A 17,868-nucleotide genomic window follows, 5' to 3' on the forward strand; every position below is an offset into this window, starting at 1 on the left:
GAAACCGCAACCAATGCCACAGGAGGCAGTAGTGACGCAGGTAGGTCCCGTCGAGGTGCTCGTCGTCTCGTTCCCCGGTAGCAAGTTCAACGGTTCGGTCGCACCGGCATTGCGCGACGTCGTCGCGCGTGGTGACATCGCCGTGGTGGATCTGGCGTTCATGACCAAGGACCCAGATGGCACGGTAGCGATCGTCGAAATGAGCGACGTCGACGAATCGTCATTCCTGGATGAGGCGTTGGAAGACGTGCTCGATCTACTCAACGAAGATGACCTCCTCGCCCTCGCTGAGTCGCTCGACCCGGGCTCATCGGCGGTTGCCATGGTGTTTGAGCACACCTGGGCACGGCAGCTCGCCGCAGCCGTGCGTGGTTCTGAGGGTGAGGTCATCTTCTCCGAGCGCATCCCACGCGATGTCGTGGAAGCCGCTGTCGCTGTGGCAAAGGAAGCGCTCAGCGCGTGAGAACCCTGGTCGCACCACGGCCGGACTTGAAACACACTCATAGACTGACATCGAAAGAACACTAGGGAGATAATCATGATGAGACGACGACGCGGACCTGGACTACTCGGAACCATGGTCGTAGCCGGTGGCACCGCCGCAGCGGTGAATAGCCACTCGCAGAACAAGCAGCAGGCCGCCGCCGCAGCGCAGCAAGATGCCCAAAACGAGGCTGCCCAACAGCAGCAGCTGCAGGAGCAGCAACAGCAGATTGCCGCACTGCAGGCCCAGCAGGCCGCTGGCGCAGCACCCGCTGCCGCTCCGGCCGCAGCGCCCGCAGCCAGTGGCGGAGAAAGCCTGGTGGATCAGTTGCAGAAGCTCGCATCGCTGAAGGACGCTGGCGTTCTGTCCCAGGAGGAATTCGACGTAGCCAAAGGCAAACTGCTGGGTTCCTAGCTCACCAATCGCACCCCGACCCGCTGGCCTCACTGGCTGGCGGGTCGTTGTGTGTTCGCGGATCGACCGACCTCAGGTGGTGAGGGCCGACAGGGGCAGGCCGTATTGGGCCAGCAGTACAACTGCCGCTGGCCGTCTCGTATCCGAATCCGGTGCGGGGTCTCGTAGGTCGATCACCGTGAGGATGCCGTCGGATTCGGAAATCTCCACAGCTGGATCGGCCGACTTGACCACGTACCGCCGAGCCGCAGGAGCTGAACCACCCCACGATCGCCTCACACCGGCCGTGTCAACTTTCGGCCAGATCTGAACGTCGCGGGTCGCCTGGGCGACCGAGGAGTCGAGCAGCAGGGCTTGTGCGACCTGTTCGGAAATTGTGCGCTGGGCCTGTTCATCCCGCTCGCGCTGACCGTTCTCGGTCAGCTTCGCCAGCACTTGTTCAGCCAAGCCAGCGCCAACATCTCCCACGAGCCGGTCGAGTTCATCGTCGACCTCGCGATTAGCGGCCGCCGTCGCGGCTTGGGCAGCCGCCACCATCCGACTGCGACCGAACATCTTCGCCAGCCCGCCCTTGCTGGTCAGCATCGCCAGCGCGGCAACCGCGTCTGTCCGGCTCAACGCCGGCGCGTCAGGCGTCGCTTCCGTTCCGGACTCCGCCGCAGCCTTGATAGGTGCTTCGGTTGCGGAGGGGTCGGCGTCTGCAGTGGCGCCGACCGCGGCATCCTTCGCGTTGCTAGCAATCGCCGTGTCAATCAAGTCGGCAAGCTCAAGTCGCAATGACCGGCCGATCTCGCGCCGGAACGACTCAAGCGATGCCGACAGTTGCGCGTCAGCACGGAGTACGGCAGCGGTGTCAGCCCGTTCGCCGGCGTCGCCGATCTCAGCAGCCGCAGCACTCGCAGCGGCGAGCTGCTGGGCTGCCTTCGCGCGGTCACGCAACAGGCTTTCCACGTCCGCGGCCACCGCCTCGACCTCGGTGTTGGCCACGGGATCATTCGAAGCGATCGTAGAGCCACTGGCTGAAAGCTGCGCCGAGTCGTGCTCTGCCGAGGCACTGGCCACCGACTCGACCGACTGCGCGCCGAGCGCGACGTAGCGACAGATGCGCCCCTGCGCATCCGGTAGCTCGCCGAGCACGCTGGCGGGAGCGGGAGCCTTGATCTGCACCCAGGCGCCCAAGGCCTGAGCGGCCGCTGCCACTGAGGGTGCGCCGATGGTGACCAAAGCCAGGTCGCAAAGCCCGCTGCCCTCCTCGTCGAGGGCGAGATCGAAGGCCTCCAGGTCCCAAGCGTCGCCAGCAACGAACGCCGGCCAAACGCGCGGCCGGAGGTCCGGTTCCAGTTGCCGCAGTGCGACGAGCATCGACAGAACGTCGTCGCAATCGGAAGTGGCAGCGGCAATCAAGACGGCCGGAACTGCTGCTGGCTCACCCGCCGCTGGTCGGAGCTCGCGAAGCTTGTTCACAACGGCCGCAATGTCGGTGTCTGCCCCGCTGGTCGCGTCGATTCCAACGACCAGTCCCTGCTGGGTTGCGAGCAGCTCATCGCGGATTTCCGCTGCTTTGGCGCCGACGGCAACGACGACGACTGGAGAGGATTTGCGCCTATCGGCTTCCAAAGGGCTCACTGCGGCAGGCTACCCCGCTATGGCATGCGGCAGGGTGAACCTATGCAACCCGCCGAAAGCCGTGTTGAGCCCGATCGCCCCCTCATGGGACCCGCCCGCGACACCGCTGAGGGAGCTCGGATGGCCGAGGCGGGCGGTATCCAGTTCGGCCCAGAGGAGGCAGGGCCCTGGTATGAGTGGGGCCCGTATCTGTCGGAGCGTTCGTGGGGAACCGTCCGCGAGGACTACTCCGGCTCGGGCGACGCGTGGTCGTTCTTCCCCTACGAACACGCGATCAGCCGGTCCTACCGTTGGAGCGAAGACGGTCTGGCCGGGATCAGCAACATCTGGCAGGACATCTGCTTCGGGCTAGCCCTTTGGAACGGCCGCGACTCCCATCTCAAGGAACGACTCTTCGGCCTGAACGGTCATCAGGGAAACCACGGCGAGGACGTCAAGGAGTACTACTGGTACCGAGACGCGACCCCGTCGCAGTCGTGGCTGCGGTGGCGCTATCACTACCCACAAGCCGCGTTCCCCTACGACGACCTGATCGCCACCAATGCAGATCGAGGTCGTGACCAGCCCGAGTACGAACTCATGGACACCGGAGTCTTTGACGACGACGAATTCTGGACGGTCGAGGTCGACTACGCCAAGTCAGATCCGTCGGACATGTCAATCCGCGTGCGGGTCACCAATAACGGGCCAGCAGCAGACACCATCCACGTGCTGCCCCAACTGTGGTTTCGCGACACCTGGTCATGGGGTCGGCGGCATCGTCGGCCGGTCGTGCGGCGCGTCTCGCGACCGAATGACTCCTACACCCTGGTCGCCGAGCATTGGCGAGCTGGCACCTACCACCTGGACGCCGCAGCCGGACCCGACGGCCAGTACCCGACCCCACTCTTCTGTGACAACGCAACGAACAACGCGTCGATCTTCGGCGACGACGTGGAGGCGATTTCTGAGTACCCCAAGGACGGCATCAACAACCACGTGATCCACGGTGCTGAGACAGTGAATCCAGCGTTCGCCGGGACCAAGGCTGCGCTCTGGTATCAGTTTGAGGTTCCGGCTGGCGAGACGGTTGAACTTCGGCTTCGGTTTTGGTCACCATCGGAAGGTGACCAGCGCGATCCCGCCTGGGCATCGGATCATTTCGAGAACGTGATGACTCTGCGGGAAGAAGAGGCCGACGAGTTCTACCGCGCAATCGCACCACCGGATACCGACGGCGAGCGCCTTGCCGTGATGCGCCAAGCGTTTGCGGGGTTGATCTGGACTAAGCAGTTCTACCGCTACGACGTCAAGCTCTGGATCGACGGCGACCCGCACGAGCCACCACCGCCCGAGGGTCATAGAGAGGGCAGGAACCAGGGCTGGCGGCACTTCGATGCATACGACATATTGAGCATGCCCGACGCCTGGGAGTACCCGTGGTTCGCGGCGTGGGACTTGGCCTTCCACACCGTGGTGTTCGCCCATGTGGACCCGGAGTACGCCAAGTACCAGTTGTCCGTCATGTTGCGCGAGTGGTACATGCACCCCAATGGTGCGATTCCCGCGTACGAATGGTCATTCGATGACCGCAATCCGCCGGTGCACGCATGGGCAGCGCTGCGCGTCTACGAGATCGAAGGGGGGCGCGATCACGAGTTCCTCGCTGCCGTCTTCCACAAACTCCTGATCAACTTCACCTGGTGGGTCAATCGGGTGGATGCCCAGGGCAACAACGTGTTCGAGGGCGGTTTCCTCGGACTGGACAACATCGGACCGATCGATCGCACGCACGTCCCGGCCGGCTGTCGTATCGAACAGGCGGACGGAACGGCCTGGATGGCGTTCTACTGCCTGATGATGCTGCGGATCTCCATGCGCCTGTCCCAGCACGACGGGTCCTATCGACCGATGATGCTCAAATTCCTCGAGCATTTTGCCGGCATCACCGATGGCATCGCCGAGTCTGGAATGTGGGACCCTGAAGACGGTTTCTTCTACGACCAACTCGTGCAACCGGACGGAACCAAGATCCCGTTGAAGGTCAAGAGCGTCGTCGGGGTGATTCCAGTGATGGCCGCAGCCTTCCTGGAGTCGAGCAGCCAGGATTACGTCAAGAACGCCGACCGCATCGAACGCCGCTTCAGCCAATTCATGCGCCGACGCGGTCTCGACACAGCCGAGTTGGATCGGGCCGGCTTCGTCTACCGGACTGACGACGACGCTGGCTCGAAGTTACTGCTGACAGTCGTCGATCCCGAGCGCCTGCGACGTGTGCTGATGGACGTCTTGAGTGAGGACTCCATGCTCTCCCCTTACGGAATCCGGTCCCTCTCGCTGGTTCACCGGGACAGACCGTTCGAGGTGAACATCGAGGGCCAGGAGTTCCGCATCGATTATGAGCCCGCCGAATCCACCACCGCGATGTACGGCGGAAACTCCAACTGGCGCGGGCCGGTGTGGTTCCCCATCAACCACTTGGTGATCGAGGCGCTTGAGCGCTACTACATGTACCTAGGTGACGACTTCACGGTCGAGTGCCCCACTGGATCGGGAATGATGATGAACTTGCGCGAGGTCGCCAACGAACTGCGCCGACGCCTGACGGCGCTGTTCCTGCCCACCGCCGGTGGTGGCCGACCCTGCTTCGGGGAGACGGAGAAGTTCAGCGACGACCCCCGCTGGAATGAATTGGTGATGTTCCACGAGTACTTCAATGGTGACGACGGCACCGGCATCGGTGCCTCCCACCAGACCGGTTGGACCGGCCTCGTCGCCGACCTCATCATTGGCCGCCGGGGGTAGCTGCGTCCGGCGCGGTCCGGTGGCGTGTCCGCGCGACCGCCCACGCCGCCGGGCGCCTCGGAGGGAACCGTCACTGGCGGTGACCCGTCTGAGTTGTGGCGGGCTTCCATTTGGGTTGCGCGCCGTAGTGGCGCACAATGGGCGCACGGTCGGTCGGCAGGTCAGTGGGATAACTCCCAGCCACCGGTCGGAATGTTCGACGAATGAGTTGAGGAGAGGCATCATGCGGCGCACAGGGGCTTCGATTGCGATCGCGGCATCCATGGCAATGGCCTTTGCCGCAGTTGGTGCTGCCGCGCCCGCTCAGGCCGCAGTACCAGCGAAGAAGCGGGTCACGGCGGTCCAAGAAAAGAACATCAATCAGGTTCTGGCGGGCAAGGCCGTCCTGAAGGTCGGCGACCGCGGCGGCGCAGTTCGCAATGTCCAGAAGCGTTTGAACAACGCTGGCATCATCACGCCCATCACGGGTCGCTACACCAACTCGACCAGCAAGGCCGTGAGCCGTTTCCAGGGCAAGTTCTTCTGGGGCTCTACCGGCCGCGTCAACGCCGCCACGTACATCACCCTGCGCAAGCTCACTCGCCATGGCAGCGGCGTCCCAGCCGCGTGCAGGAACGCGTCGAAAATCATCTGCATCGATAAGACCCAGAAGATCGTTCGCTTCTACCAAAACGGGAATCTCAAGCGTTCCCTCGATGCCCGCTTCGGCGCCCCGGGAACCCCGACGCGCGAAGGCAACTTCCGCGTCAACTCCAAACTGCCGCACAACATATCGACGTTGTACGGAACCCAGATGGACTGGTCGCTGTTCTTCAGCGGGGGCCAAGCCGTCCACTTCTCCAAGTACTTCCGCGCCGCTGGTTACAACGGAGCCTCACATGGATGTGTGAACCTGCGTGACTGGAAGGGCGCCAAGTGGATCTATCGGCACATGCCGGTGGGTGGCAAAGTCAAGGTCTACCGCTGAGCAGTTCGCACTCGCGCCAGCAACTCCCACTGGTCACGCAGGACCCCCAGGTTGCTGCCGCAGCATTGGCCAGCGAGCACCTAGCCGCGCTGCCGACCGAGACCGTATACGGACTCGGCGGCTTGGCAAACTCACCGACCGCCGTGGCAGCAATCTTCCGGGCCAAAGGGCGACCTGCTGACCACCCCGTCATCGTCCACGTCGGTGGGCCGGACGAGATCGACCGCTGGGCTCGAGACGTGCCAGTGACCGCCAGGGAGCTCGCGCAGGCATTCTGGCCAGGTCCACTGACGTTGGTCGTCCCACGTGCTGCCATGGTCAGCGATGCGATCACCGGCGGTCAGCAAACCGTCGCGCTGCGCGCACCGGACCATCCACTGTTCCAAGCGGTCATCGCCGAACTCACGCGAACGCTGGGTTCCGGTGTCGGGATCGCGGCACCGAGCGCCAATCGCTTCGGCCAGGTCAGCCCGACCACTGCTGCTGCCGTCCGCGATGGCCTCCGGGGTCAGTTGTCGGCCGCTGATGTGATCCTCGACGGCGGGCCGTGCGCAGTCGGTGTCGAGTCGACCATTGTGCTCTGCGGCCCACGTACCGTTACGATCGCGCGGGCCGGTGGCGTGACCGCTGAGCGGCTCGGCGCGGTTGTGGAGCTCGCCGCCCAACCGGCAAAGAGCTCGCCGCGGGTGCCCGGGTCGCTCGCGTCTCACTACGCACCCGACGCCCGCGTCATCCTCGCCGACAACCCCGCGACGGTGTCCATTGCCGATAGCGGTGCGGTCGGGCTGATCGCTGGTGCAGGCGTTGCGACCCCATCCGGATGGCTTCGCCTCTGCAGTCCCGCGGACGACGACGACTACGCACGCGACCTCTACGCGGCACTCCATCGGGCCGACGAGGCCGACCTCGATGTCGTCGTGGCAGTTCCGCCGGAAGCAACCGGCATTGGTACCGCGATTCGTGATCGACTCACCCGAGCGGCAAGTCGCTAGGAAACGCCAGATGACCCCAGCGTCTGGATGATGCTCTTGGTCGGGTCGATGTCGGCAACCTCTGGGATTCCGAGGGTGTCCAGGTCCGGCAGGTTCGGCACACTCACTCCCCACGAGGTCAGCTGCCGCGTGACCGAGTCCCGGGCGTTGGCGAACTTGCGCGCCACCAACCGCCGCGTTGCCCACTCGCTTTCCCGTGCGCGCAGGCGAGTCTCCATGGCTGTGGCCTGCTCGGGCGAACAAGACAACGCGTAGGCTATTTGAACGGACTCGCAAGTGTCGATCCGGTAGTCGTGTCCCCTCCGGATGAACTTCCCGACCTTGAAATCCATTCCGTTCTTGAGGTCGACCAGCGTCAGGACGAAGGTTGTCACTGCCCGCCAACGCGTCTCCCGCGGCACCTTGGGCGGGCGGGTTGTCGGAGCACCCATCCACCAGGGCTGCTTGACAACCAGCCGATAAGTGAATTTGTTGACCGGATCGTCATGGTGGACGATCATGAAATGCCGCGCAGCCTGGCGTTGGCGCTCAGGGAAATCGGCGAACTCGTCCGGCTGGGAGACCAACATCATCCGGTGCTCGGGATCGAATTTGTCGCGCGAGTTCCACCAGGAGTTCCAGGTGGTAGATCGGAACGGAACCCCCAGATAGAGACCGCGTTCAATGCCGAGTTCATCGAAGACCCGTGCGCCTTGCGGGTAGGCAACATCGAGAGCCACCTGGGCACCGAGGCTCTCGCCAAACTGCACGAGCCGAGGACGTTTTTGCCCGGGCATGGCGGCGATTCGGTCACGGGTCAACTCCAGTACTCGTCGTTGGAGGGCAACCCCATCGTGGGTGTCGAACAGCGCCATCGCGCTGGGCACCAAAGCGTATTGCGGAACCACCGTGGCGCAGTTGCCTCGGGTCAGGTACTCCAGAGTTTCGGTGAAGACGTAGGAGACGTAACCGACTCCGGTCGGTGACGCGATGCAAATCAGCGATCGGTCGAATGCGCCGACCGCTTCCATCTCCTTGAGGCAGACTTCTGCGCGTTCCTCGGTCGTCTCGGCTGCCTCGAAGCCAGCCACCACCCGCACCGGTTCGGTAGCCGGCTCGCCCATCACGGCAGTGATGGCGTCAGCATCGAGCGCCATCAACACGAAGCGGCGCCCTTCCTTGCCGATCGTGTCGAACTCAACCACCGACCGCGGACCAGCGGTGACGTGCGGATTGGTTGGTGGGTCCGGGTAGGCCGGCTCGACGATGTCGCCGTGGCGCTCGATTCGGCGCTTGAGTAGGACGAATGCCCCAGTACCCGCCATTCCGAGCATGCCCAGGGAGACAGCGTGCCCGACGAGCGGACTGCCTATGTCATAGCGGCGCAGCTTGGTGTCAAATGCCTCAACGACGGAGCTCGCCACGAATTGCTCGGCGGAAGTCAGCACCATCAGGCCAGCAGCCGCGCCGAAACCGGTCGCCGTTGCCTTAGCTGTGGTCATGAGGCCCGCGCTTTTGATCGCCTTGCGGTCCGGATCGACCAACCCGAAATGGCGAGCGTTCTCGTTGCGGACGAACACCGTGAAGCCCGCCACCAAGCCGCCGAGCGCAACGTCGACCAGGGCACGACGCTCGGCGAACGCTCGACCGGGGAAGATCTTGATCAGGGCAAAGTCAGTCAGCTGAACGGCAGCACCAGCGGCACCTCCCAACATCAGCGTCTCGCCGACAAAGCGGGTGATCGAGGTCGCCAGCGACTCGTTGTCCTTTGGCGGCAGGATCCGCTCAACCGTCGCGCCGAACCCAACCAAGACAACGTCGGCAATCAGGGTTCGCTGCGGGTCGGGTCGCCGCCCACGCATGCCGTGGGTGCCCGTGGTGAACAACGAGAAGGTCTCCGCCGCCGCGTGCGCGGTCGTGGTCGCCTGATAGATCGCGGCCGTCACAACCCCGGTCGCCAATGCCTGATCCGTGACGCTGCGCGGCAGCAGTCCTCGCACGAATGTCGACGCAAGGTTTGCCGAGGCCGCGAGGATTCCGGCCCTCGCCGCAGGTGAGGCGATGAGCTTGTTTCCGCGCATCTTCCATCGGGGTGCCACGCGCCCGACGCTATCGGGATTGAACCGTGCTTTGCCGCTTTGCAGATTCGACCGGCATCACCCAGGTGCGCGTAAGGCGCTTGCGCGAGCGCGAATCCTGGCCGTGTGGCCCGGTAGGTTCACGGCCATGAGCGCCGCAACCGCCGAGGCTGGCTCGACCTCCTCGGCGACCCCCACACCCAAACACAAGTGGTGGGCTCTCAGTGCGCTCTTGCTCGGCCTGTCCATGATCGTCATCGACAGCAGCGTCGTCAACGTTCTGATACCAGACATGGTCGACGACCTCGATCTGACTCAAACGGGCACGCAGTGGGTGAACTCGATCTACTCGTTGATCTTCGCCTCGCTACTGATCACCGTCGGCTTGATGGCCGACAAGTACGGTCGCCGACTGCTGTTCGTGCTCGGCATCATCGTCTTCGTTGCCGGCAGTATGTTCAGCGGAACGGCCGGCGATCCGAGCATCCTGATCCTGGCGCGTGCGGTGCAGGCAGTCGGTGCCTCAATGATGCTGCCATCGTCCATTGCGGTTATCAACGTCCTGTTCGTCGGCAAGGACCGCGCGGTCGCCTTCGGGCTGTGGGGAGCGGTGTTCGGAGGCGCGGCCGCACTCGGACCGCTGCTGGGTGGCTGGCTCGCAGAGGAGTTCTCCTGGCGCTGGGCCTTCCTCATCAACATTCCCATTGGAATCATCGCTGGCATCGCTGTGCTGCTGACGATGCCGGAGAGCAAGGTCGCCAGCGTCCGCAAGGTCGACATCGTCGGGGTGCTGCTGTCCTCGTTCGGACTGGCCTTGCTGGTGTTCGGACTCATCGAGGGCCAGCAGTACGGCTGGGGGACGGCTATCTCCGGATTCAGTCTCGGACCGGTGAAGCTGGAAATCGGCGGAATCTCCGTCGTGCCGATCGCGTTTGTACTCAGCATCGTGTTGCTGGCGAGCCTGTTGAAATGGGAACGCTATCGAGCGAGAAGAGGATCCTCTGTCCTGATCAATCTGACGCTGTTCAGGATTCGGCGCTATGGCTTTGGAAACATCGTCGCCTTGGTGGTCAGTCTGGGCGAGTTCGGAATCCTTTTCGTGCTGCCTTTGTGGCTCCAAAGCGTTGCCGGGTTCGACCCCCTCACAACTGGCGCTTTGATCGCATTCCTAGCGGTCGGAACGCTGGCAGCTGGTGGCAGCGCGCGCCACATGTCGGCTCTGATGGGTCCGACGAAAGTGGTCCGACTGGGCATGATCTTGGAGATCATCGGCATCGTGGGAATTGGGCTGAGTCTGAACACCGTGACCTCACCGTGGTGGATGGCAATCCCGCTGGTGATCTACGGAGCGGGGGTTGGACTGGACTCGGCCCAGTTGACCAACGTCGTGCTGGCCGACGTGCCGCCGGACTCATCGGGTCAAGCCTCGGCAATGACCTCCACCTTCCGCCAAGTCGGCTCCGCCCTCGGCGCCACCGTCTTGGGCGCAGTGCTCTTCAGCGGACTCGGCGACGAGCTGAACGATCAACTCGACAACATCCCCGGTATCAGCGAGGCCCAACGGACACAGGTGGTCGACTCGGTGCGGGGAACGGCCGGACAGTCCATCGTTGCGATGGACAAGAATCCGATCCTCGCGCCGATAGTTGCCGACGCCAAGGCCAGCTATACCGACTCGGCCCGCTGGACGGCATGGACCGCGGCGATCTTTGTGTTCTGCGGCCTGTTGGTCTCCTTCGGCCTTCCCAAGGACAGCAAGCAGGAAGAGGAGCTTGAGGCCGCAGTCGCTGAACCCGAGCTAACCTGAGGCGCCATGGAAACCACTCTGCTTTCGCTGCAAACCAACGAACGGCTTGTCACTGATCTGACCAACGAGTTGAGTGAATTCTGCCGTGGTCGCGGCGATGGACTTGCCCACGTCTTCGTCCCGCACGCCACCGCTGGCGTTGCCATCATGGAGACCGGCGCTGGCAGCGAACCGGACTTGGACGCCACCCTCGAACGACTGCTTCCGCTTGCCGACATCTACCAACATCGACATGGCAGTCGTGGTCACGGGCGCGACCACGTGGTCCCAGCGTTCATCAGCCCATCGATCACGATCCCGGTGATCGACAGCCGACTTGCGCTGGGCACCTGGCAGTCCGTGGTGCTCGTTGACAGCAACGGCGATAACCCGCAGCGATCGGTCCGGTTCAGCTTCCTGCCTAGCTAGCGCTAGCGCTCACGTCGAAGGGAACCTCTACGACCTGTTCGCTGAGTTCCCACAACTTCTTAGCGGTTGCCTCGTCACGTCCCTGGCTATAGAGCGTCAGGACTTTCGGAGTCCCGCGAATCTGGCCCAACTGGCTTGGTCCGACGAAGTCGCCACTGCCAACACCAGAATCGGTCGCCGCCATCACTGTCGGGCGAGCACCTCCCTTGGCCGACTGGAACAGGACCTTGCCGAACCCAGTGGCGACCGGCGCCAGCACACCTAGGCCGCGACCCTTCAGTTGTCGACTGAGCAGATTGGTGGAGCTGACCCCCGGGTGGACTCCGATGCTGGAGACATTGAGTCCGGCGGCCTGAGCACGACGACTGAGTTCCTGGGAGAACAACAGTGTTGCCTGTTTGGTGTTCGAGTACACGGCCATTTCCTTGTATGGATTCGGAGCGACCAGGGTGTCGCGAGTCATCGCCGCAGTGAGCGATCCATTGCGACTAGCGATACTCGACAAGGACAGCACCCGCGGGTTCTCGGCTGCGACGATCAGTGGCCACAGCCGAGCGGTCAGTGCGAAATGGCCGAGGTGGTTGGTACCCATCTGCATTTCGAAGCCCTGCGCGGTGAAGGTTTCGGGCCCACCCATCACGCCAGCGTTGTTGACCAAGGTGTCGATCGACCTGCCGTCCTTCAGCAGGCCCGCTGCGCACCGCGCGACCGAGTCCAAGTCGGAAAGGTCGAGTTCAACAATCTCGGTTGTGCCGGAACTGTCATCACCAGCGATCGTGGACTGAGCCCGCTCGGCAGCCGTCATGTTGCGGCAAGCCATCACCACGTGCGCGCCGTGGCGAACCAGTTCCCGGGCAGCCTCAAACCCCACGCCCGAGTTCGCCCCAGTGATAACCACATTGCGGCCGGACAGGTCACCAATCATGGATTCGTTCCAGCTCACGTCTGCTCCCAGGTTGACGGGTTCGACGCCGCACCTGCGCGAACGTCGTAGTCCTGTGATACTCGACCATCGGAACTAACGCGAGGAGGCCGGGGCGTGCGAGCGATCCAAATCACCGAGTTCGGTGGACCTGAGGTTCTGCAGGTAGCAGATGTCTACGACCCGACGGTCGGTGCGAACGAATTCCTACTCGATGTCAGCCATGCTGGCGTCAACTACGCCGACACCCACCAGGCAGAGAACAGTTACCTCTCCGCCGCGTCGCTGCCGCTGATCCCCGGCGGCGAGGTCGTGGGTACCGACCCCGAGGGCCGCCGGTTCGTGTCCCTGATCGACGGTGGCGGGTACGCCGAGCGAGCAGTCGTCTCCCGCTTCACCTCGTACGAGGTCCCCGACGACATCGATGACCTGACCGCACTCGCGATGATCGTGCAAGGCACCACCGCCTGGTTGTTGCTGCGTAAGAGCACCCACATGGCCTACAACGAGTCCGTGGTCGTGCATGCTGCCGCAGGTGGAGTCGGATCGATCGCCGTGCAGTTGGCGAAAGCCTGGGGAGCGGGTCGCGTCATCGCCACAGCCAGCAGCGAAAGCAAGCGCGAGCTGGCGCTGGAGCTCGGCGCAGATGTGGCCATCGACTCAAACTCCGACAACATGACAATGGCGATCAGAGATGCCAACGACGGTCGAGCCGTTGACGTCATTCTGGACATGACCGGTGGTCGGATCACCGACGAGAGCGTCCGAGCACTGGCACCGTTCGGTCGGCTTGCGTTCTATGGTCAGGCCAGCCGGCAAGCTCCCCAGCCGATTGCACCGACGAGCCTGCTGCAGCACTCCACCACCATTGCCGGGATGTGGCTACCGCACGCGTTCCGACTACCCGGGGACATCGTCGGGCTGGCAATGACTGAACTGTTCGAACTCGCTGAGCAGGGTCGGGTGAGGGCTGTCGCGGGCGGGGAGTACCCGCTGGAGGACGCCCGCGCCGCGCACGAAGCTTTGCGCTCGCGCAAGACGGTCGGGAAGTTGCTGCTCAACCCGAGTCTCTGACATCCATCGTTTCTCTGACGGACATCGGGCGCCAGGGTGGTGGAATCTCGACGCTCCGCAGCGACTATTCACCGACCTGATGAGGTCAGCCGGCCTGTGCGTAAGAACTCTTGATGATTTCGGCCAGAACATCGGTGTCAACGTCGGCGAGCCGCTTGAGGTAGAGGCAACCCTTCCCGAGTTTGTGCGGGCCGAGGCGAGCGAGCGCCTCGTCGAGCGCCTCGAAACCCTGAGTCAGGTAGATGGTCACGTTCTGCTTGCGTGGGGAGAAGCCGATCTTCATCCAGTCGAGTTCTCGGCCGCTGGCGTAGCGAAGACGCTGGGAACCAAATCCAACGATCGCCGGGCCCCACATGACCGGGTCGTCGCCGGTGACCTCAGACATCAGGTCGCACACTGCCAATGCATCACCACGACGCGTGGCGTCCTCGATCGACTCGAGGAACGCCTTGACGTCCCCGTCATTCGCCTTTGTCTTCAGTTCGGCCATGCCACCGCACCCTAGGGACCCGACGGGGATCTGGCCAATGCTGCCCGGTCGACACACCGAGACATGGCCCTGCCGAACGTTCGGTTACGCCTTCGGGTAGGTGGTGACGAGCACACCGAGGCACATTTCGTCGGTCGTTCCCTCACCCCACACGACGTACCTGGCAGGAGTGTTCTTTAGCGACGGCAGTTGGCTGCGCAGTTTGGCGTCGTGGGTGCAACGAACTCGCACGGTGTCACCGCGCTTGAGCGTGACCGGCTTGGCCAGTGGCTTGGCGCCCTGGTTGTCGAAGTCCCACACCGGAATGTCCAGCACGGTCTTGGCCCTCGGGGTACCCGGATTGACGTCGATCTCGATCGATTTGCCCAGCAAGTGCATATGCCCGGCAGCGGCCCAGATGGTGGTGTCTCGGTTGACCGGTCGCGTGCACTGCTGCGTGGAGCCAGCAACAGGATTCAACGGATCGCCTCCGCAGAGCAGTTGCAGCCCCGCGATCGTGCCACCGCTTTGCGGACCGAAGCGTTGGCTCACGTCGGCCACGGCATTGCTGCGCTCGCACAGCAGGCCTGTCTCGCCCGGCGCGCAGGGAAGCTCAACCGGGCCGGGGAGCAGCATGGTGTGGATGGGTGTCACGCCGGCGGTCTTGTCCGACAGTCGCAATTGAACCTTCGAGGCATCTGTGCCAGTGCCCGCCCGCAGGTTGTAGTGCATTTGCAGCACGATCTGACTGCCCGCTGGCAGGACCGTTCCCGTCCCCGTGCGGCTGACGCTCTCCTTGCCCCCCGGCGCCCAAGCCGCCAGCCATGGCGCGTCATCGAGTTCACCAATCGCTCCGGTGCCCTTCGGTGCCGGAATCAGGGTGCCGCCAAAGCAGGTCCATCCCTGACCTGGCGACTGCGCATCCAGCTTCTTCGCATCGGCCACCTGCTCCGGCGTGACCTTGTAGAGGATCGCGTGGTGCACCATCGCCTTGTTGTCGGGCAACACCTGCACGCCCGACAACGTGGTCTTCTTGGTTAGGCCGGGATCGACCAGGAAGCACCGATAGTCGTCAGTGCCGCCGTTCTGGGCCGTTGGTTCATAGGCGCCCTCCGGCAGCCCCAAAGTCTCGAATCGCTCGCCGGCTCGCAGTGGGGAGGACACCGGCACCGGTATAGCAACCCCGGCTGAGTGGCCGTGACTATCTGCCGCAGCGTCGGAGGAACCGCCACCGTTACCAACGACCGCGAAGACCACCACGAGCGCAACCAGCGCGGCGATTCCACCGAATACCCACGGCCTTGCCCGAGACGTCACCCTCGATTGTCACCTGAGAACGCTCAAACGCCAAGTTGGGCCTTCACCCTGCCCGCCTTGATGGCCTTCAGTAGCTCCGCGTGATCCAACTCGTTCTGGTCCGCGTAGTCCTCGGCGAAACTGGCTATTGCCTTTGCGAAGACCGCTCCGGTTCCGACGTAGGAGGAGATAGCGATGCGATCACCGGAGCGGGCATGCGCACGCGCCAACGTCCAACCGCACATCTTTGCGTAGATCGACATGGCGACTGGATTCATGACGTCGATATCAGCTGAGCCTTTGCCATCACGCAACTGGCGAACGTAGAACTCACGGTCGATGCCGTCTGGGCCTTTGACCCGCGTCCAGCCGAGGAAGATGTCACTGGCCGCCTGCATCAGGCGTTGGCCGGCCACCACTCGTTGACCGGCATTCCTGAACGCGCTTCTGCCCGTGTGGGGCTCAAGCACGGACTCCTGCGCTTGTTTGATCTGCAGAATCAGCGGATCGTTTTCGTCACGTCCAAACATCAGGGCTATCCATGCGCGGGTCCCAACACTTCCGACGCCAACGACTTTGTGGGCTATGTCGGCAAGTTCGTGAGCGTCAAAGAGGTGGCGACAGTCATCGGACAGCGTGCGCCGGTAGGTGCTGAACGCCTGCGTGATAGCGCTGGTGACAGCGTCGGCCTGGTCTGAGGAAAAGAGCTCATTGATCGGCACGATCAGGGGTGGTTGGGAAATGAAGCGTGGCTTGCCATCAACTACCTCGGTCAGCTTTTCGAGTGCCTGCAGGTTGTCGCGGGCGACGGCCTTGTCCCGGGCCTTGCGCACTCTGTTGATTTGCTTCTTGCTCACCTCGGAGGCGAAGCGCCGCATATACGCCTCGATCTCCATCCGTGCGTACCAGACCTCAAGGTCACCCAGGCCGGCAAACTCGACCATCGCCTCCTGGTAACTGCTGACCAGCGCTGACAACACACTCGCCCGTTGTGAGACCGTGAAAGCGTTGCTGCGCCCGGCGACCGCCATGCTCGCTGCCAAGCGTTTGAGGTCCCACTCCCACGGCCCGGGGTTGGTCTCATCGAAGTCGTTGACGTCGAATACCAGCCTCCGGTCGGGGGCCGCGTACACACCGAAGTTGACAAGGTGCGCATCTCCGCAGGCCTGCACGGGCAGTCCGCTGTCGGGGGTGGAGGCCAAGTCCGCGGCCATCACTGCTGCCGCACCTCGGTAGAAGGCAAAAGGAGAGGCGGCCATCCTGCCGTACCGGATCGGAACGAGATCCGGCACGCGGGTGGCCGCCTGCTCCTGCAGAATGTCGATCGGATCGCGGCGATCCGCGAGCGCCTTAAACCCTGCCTGACTTGACCGGGGAACTTCGGCCCTGGCCGCCTTACCCCTTGCTACTCGCTCAGGGACGCTCAGATGGGTATGTGCTCGTGAACCTGCCACGCTGCCTCCTGGTTTCGAGTCCAGGGGGCTAGAGCTCCTAGGACAGCGCCTTCTGCTTCAGCGCATTGAACTCATCTTGGGTGATCGCGCCCGCGTTGAGCAATTCCTGCGCCTTGGAGATCTGATCGGTTGCGCTGCCGGTATCAGCAACGCTGCGGATGTAGTCGGCTTGCTGCTTCTGCGCCGCGATGGCCATCTCCTGATTGCGGGTAGCCATTCCCCGACCGTAGGCGATCACGTAGACCAGCAGCGAGAAGAACGGGATCGCGAGCAGCAAGAGGAACCAAAGTGCCTTCCACCAACCGGACATATCCCGGCGGAAGAGGTCGAACACCACCGTGAAGAGGAGCATGAAGTAGATGATCATGAAGAAGATCGTGATGATCGAATAGAAAACGTTGTCGCTCATGTAGTAAGCCTCGCAGTTGGGTTTGGTCGGAAACTGAATACTTCCCCACGATCCTACGTGGGCAACCCCGCCGTACTCGGAGCCCGGACCCTGGTTTCCCAGCGTTCGAGGAAATAGCCTTGCCGTGGCAATCGGGTGAATGACGTAACGGGGTGGACCGAGGCGGATGTTTACTGTTCAACGAATTTCTCCGACGGTTTGCGCAGTTTTTGTCCCCGGCAGCGGGGTTAGTGTGCGGTTGGGAGGCGTCGCCAATGACCAATGATCGGTTGCCTGGCGAGCACGTCGCACCTGAACGCGCAGGCGCAGACCGCCAGCGGCCAGTAGATCTCGCCGTGCGATCCCGGTCATTCGGCGGCTGGGCGGGCGAATATGACCGCTACCGTCCGACCTACCCGGATGTCGCAGTTGAGCACGCCCTCGCGCAGGCGCTTCTACCGATCACTCACGTGGTGGATCTCGGTGCCGGCACGGGCCAGCTGTGCAAACGTCTGCGACACATCGATCCTAAGCTTGCAATCACAGCAGTCGAGCCCGACGAACGCATGCGCCAGGTTCTCGCCGCCAACATCGGCCAAGAGCGTGTGGTTGCCGGATCGGCCGAGCAGATCCCCCTTCCCGACGCATCCGCCGAAGCGGCCCTGGCGGCACAAATGTGGCATTGGGTCGATCCCGTTCGCGCGTGCGACGAACTCGGTCGGGTGA

General features: G+C 63.3%; 16 protein-coding genes. 9 read left to right on the top strand and 7 right to left on the bottom strand.

Annotated features, from left to right (window positions below; all coding sequences use genetic code 11):
• Positions 1-31 precede the first annotated feature (31 nt).
• Both KAZ48_02235 and KAZ48_02240 read left to right on the top strand, forming a co-directional pair.
• Positions 32-463, top strand: a complete 432-nt coding sequence (locus KAZ48_02235; protein MBP7971590.1) for a hypothetical protein — start codon at positions 32-34, stop codon at positions 461-463.
• Between the two features lie 75 nt (positions 464-538).
• A complete protein-coding gene (locus tag KAZ48_02240; protein ID MBP7971591.1) occupies positions 539-898 on the top strand; it encodes an SHOCT domain-containing protein in 360 nt (119 codons plus the stop codon).
• 72 nt (positions 899-970) lie between these two features.
• Here the strand turns inward: KAZ48_02240 and KAZ48_02245 are convergent, their stop codons facing one another.
• Positions 971-2,524, bottom strand: coding sequence for a hypothetical protein (locus KAZ48_02245; GenBank protein ID MBP7971592.1), 1,554 nt, complete (start codon positions 2,522-2,524; stop codon positions 971-973).
• A gap of 120 nt (positions 2,525-2,644) precedes the next feature.
• Here KAZ48_02245 and KAZ48_02250 point away from each other — a divergent pair, with 120 nt between their 5' ends.
• The 3 genes from KAZ48_02250 (at position 2,645) to KAZ48_02260 (ending at position 7,267) form a co-directional block, all read left to right on the top strand.
• The gene (locus KAZ48_02250; GenBank protein MBP7971593.1) at positions 2,645-5,308 is read left to right on the top strand and encodes a hypothetical protein; all 2,664 of its coding nucleotides are present in this window, start codon (positions 2,645-2,647) and stop codon (positions 5,306-5,308) included.
• 223 nt (positions 5,309-5,531) lie between these two features.
• Positions 5,532-6,275, top strand: a complete 744-nt coding sequence (locus KAZ48_02255; GenBank protein ID MBP7971594.1) for a murein L,D-transpeptidase — start codon at positions 5,532-5,534, stop codon at positions 6,273-6,275.
• Entirely contained in the window at positions 6,224-7,267 is a 1,044-nt protein-coding gene (locus tag KAZ48_02260; GenBank protein MBP7971595.1) for a threonylcarbamoyl-AMP synthase, read from the top strand. The genes KAZ48_02255 and KAZ48_02260 overlap by 52 nt, the downstream gene beginning before the upstream one ends.
• Here KAZ48_02260 and KAZ48_02265 read toward each other — a convergent pair.
• Positions 7,264-9,345 (bottom strand): alpha/beta-hydrolase family protein, encoded by a 2,082-nt coding sequence (locus tag KAZ48_02265; protein ID MBP7971596.1) that lies wholly within the window; start codon positions 9,343-9,345, stop codon positions 7,264-7,266. The genes KAZ48_02260 and KAZ48_02265 overlap by 4 nt on opposite strands.
• A 127-nt stretch (positions 9,346-9,472) precedes the next feature.
• Between KAZ48_02265 and KAZ48_02270 the strand changes: the two genes are divergently transcribed.
• A complete protein-coding gene (locus KAZ48_02270; protein MBP7971597.1) occupies positions 9,473-11,131 on the top strand; it encodes an MFS transporter in 1,659 nt (552 codons plus the stop codon).
• A gap of 6 nt (positions 11,132-11,137) precedes the next feature.
• Positions 11,138-11,539 carry a YjbQ family protein gene (locus KAZ48_02275; protein ID MBP7971598.1) on the top strand — a complete coding sequence of 134 codons (402 nt, stop codon included), beginning with the start codon at positions 11,138-11,140 and terminating at the stop codon, positions 11,537-11,539.
• On the opposite strand, the gene KAZ48_02280 is transcribed toward KAZ48_02275, so the two are convergent.
• Positions 11,532-12,482 carry an SDR family NAD(P)-dependent oxidoreductase gene (locus tag KAZ48_02280; GenBank protein ID MBP7971599.1) on the bottom strand — a complete coding sequence of 317 codons (951 nt, stop codon included), beginning with the start codon at positions 12,480-12,482 and terminating at the stop codon, positions 11,532-11,534. The two genes, KAZ48_02275 and KAZ48_02280, sit on opposite strands and share 8 nt — an antisense overlap.
• A gap of 96 nt (positions 12,483-12,578) precedes the next feature.
• Here KAZ48_02280 and KAZ48_02285 point away from each other — a divergent pair, with 96 nt between their 5' ends.
• Complete coding sequence (locus KAZ48_02285; GenBank protein ID MBP7971600.1) at positions 12,579-13,535, top strand: zinc-binding dehydrogenase; 957 nt, start codon at positions 12,579-12,581, stop codon at positions 13,533-13,535.
• Between the two features lie 85 nt (positions 13,536-13,620).
• Here the strand turns inward: KAZ48_02285 and KAZ48_02290 are convergent, their stop codons facing one another.
• The 4 genes from KAZ48_02290 to KAZ48_02305 form a co-directional block, all read right to left on the bottom strand.
• Positions 13,621-14,025, bottom strand: coding sequence for a DUF1801 domain-containing protein (locus KAZ48_02290; protein MBP7971601.1), 405 nt, complete (start codon positions 14,023-14,025; stop codon positions 13,621-13,623).
• An 84-nt stretch (positions 14,026-14,109) separates the two neighbouring features.
• Positions 14,110-15,321: a hypothetical protein gene (locus tag KAZ48_02295; GenBank protein MBP7971602.1), complete on the bottom strand. Its 1,212-nt coding sequence runs from the start codon at positions 15,319-15,321 to the stop codon at positions 14,110-14,112.
• Between the two features lie 23 nt (positions 15,322-15,344).
• Positions 15,345-16,778 carry a DUF2252 domain-containing protein gene (locus KAZ48_02300; GenBank protein ID MBP7971603.1) on the bottom strand — a complete coding sequence of 478 codons (1,434 nt, stop codon included), beginning with the start codon at positions 16,776-16,778 and terminating at the stop codon, positions 15,345-15,347.
• Between the two features lie 13 nt (positions 16,779-16,791).
• Positions 16,792-17,163 carry an SHOCT domain-containing protein gene (locus tag KAZ48_02305; protein ID MBP7971604.1) on the bottom strand — a complete coding sequence of 124 codons (372 nt, stop codon included), beginning with the start codon at positions 17,161-17,163 and terminating at the stop codon, positions 16,792-16,794.
• A 254-nt stretch (positions 17,164-17,417) separates the two neighbouring features.
• Here KAZ48_02305 and KAZ48_02310 point away from each other — a divergent pair.
• On the top strand, positions 17,418-17,868 hold a 451-nt coding region (locus KAZ48_02310; protein MBP7971605.1), incomplete at its 3' end, for a methyltransferase domain-containing protein.

Source organism: Candidatus Nanopelagicales bacterium (assembly GCA_018003655.1).
Taxonomy (GTDB): domain Bacteria; phylum Actinomycetota; class Actinomycetes; order S36-B12; family UBA10799; genus JAGNDY01.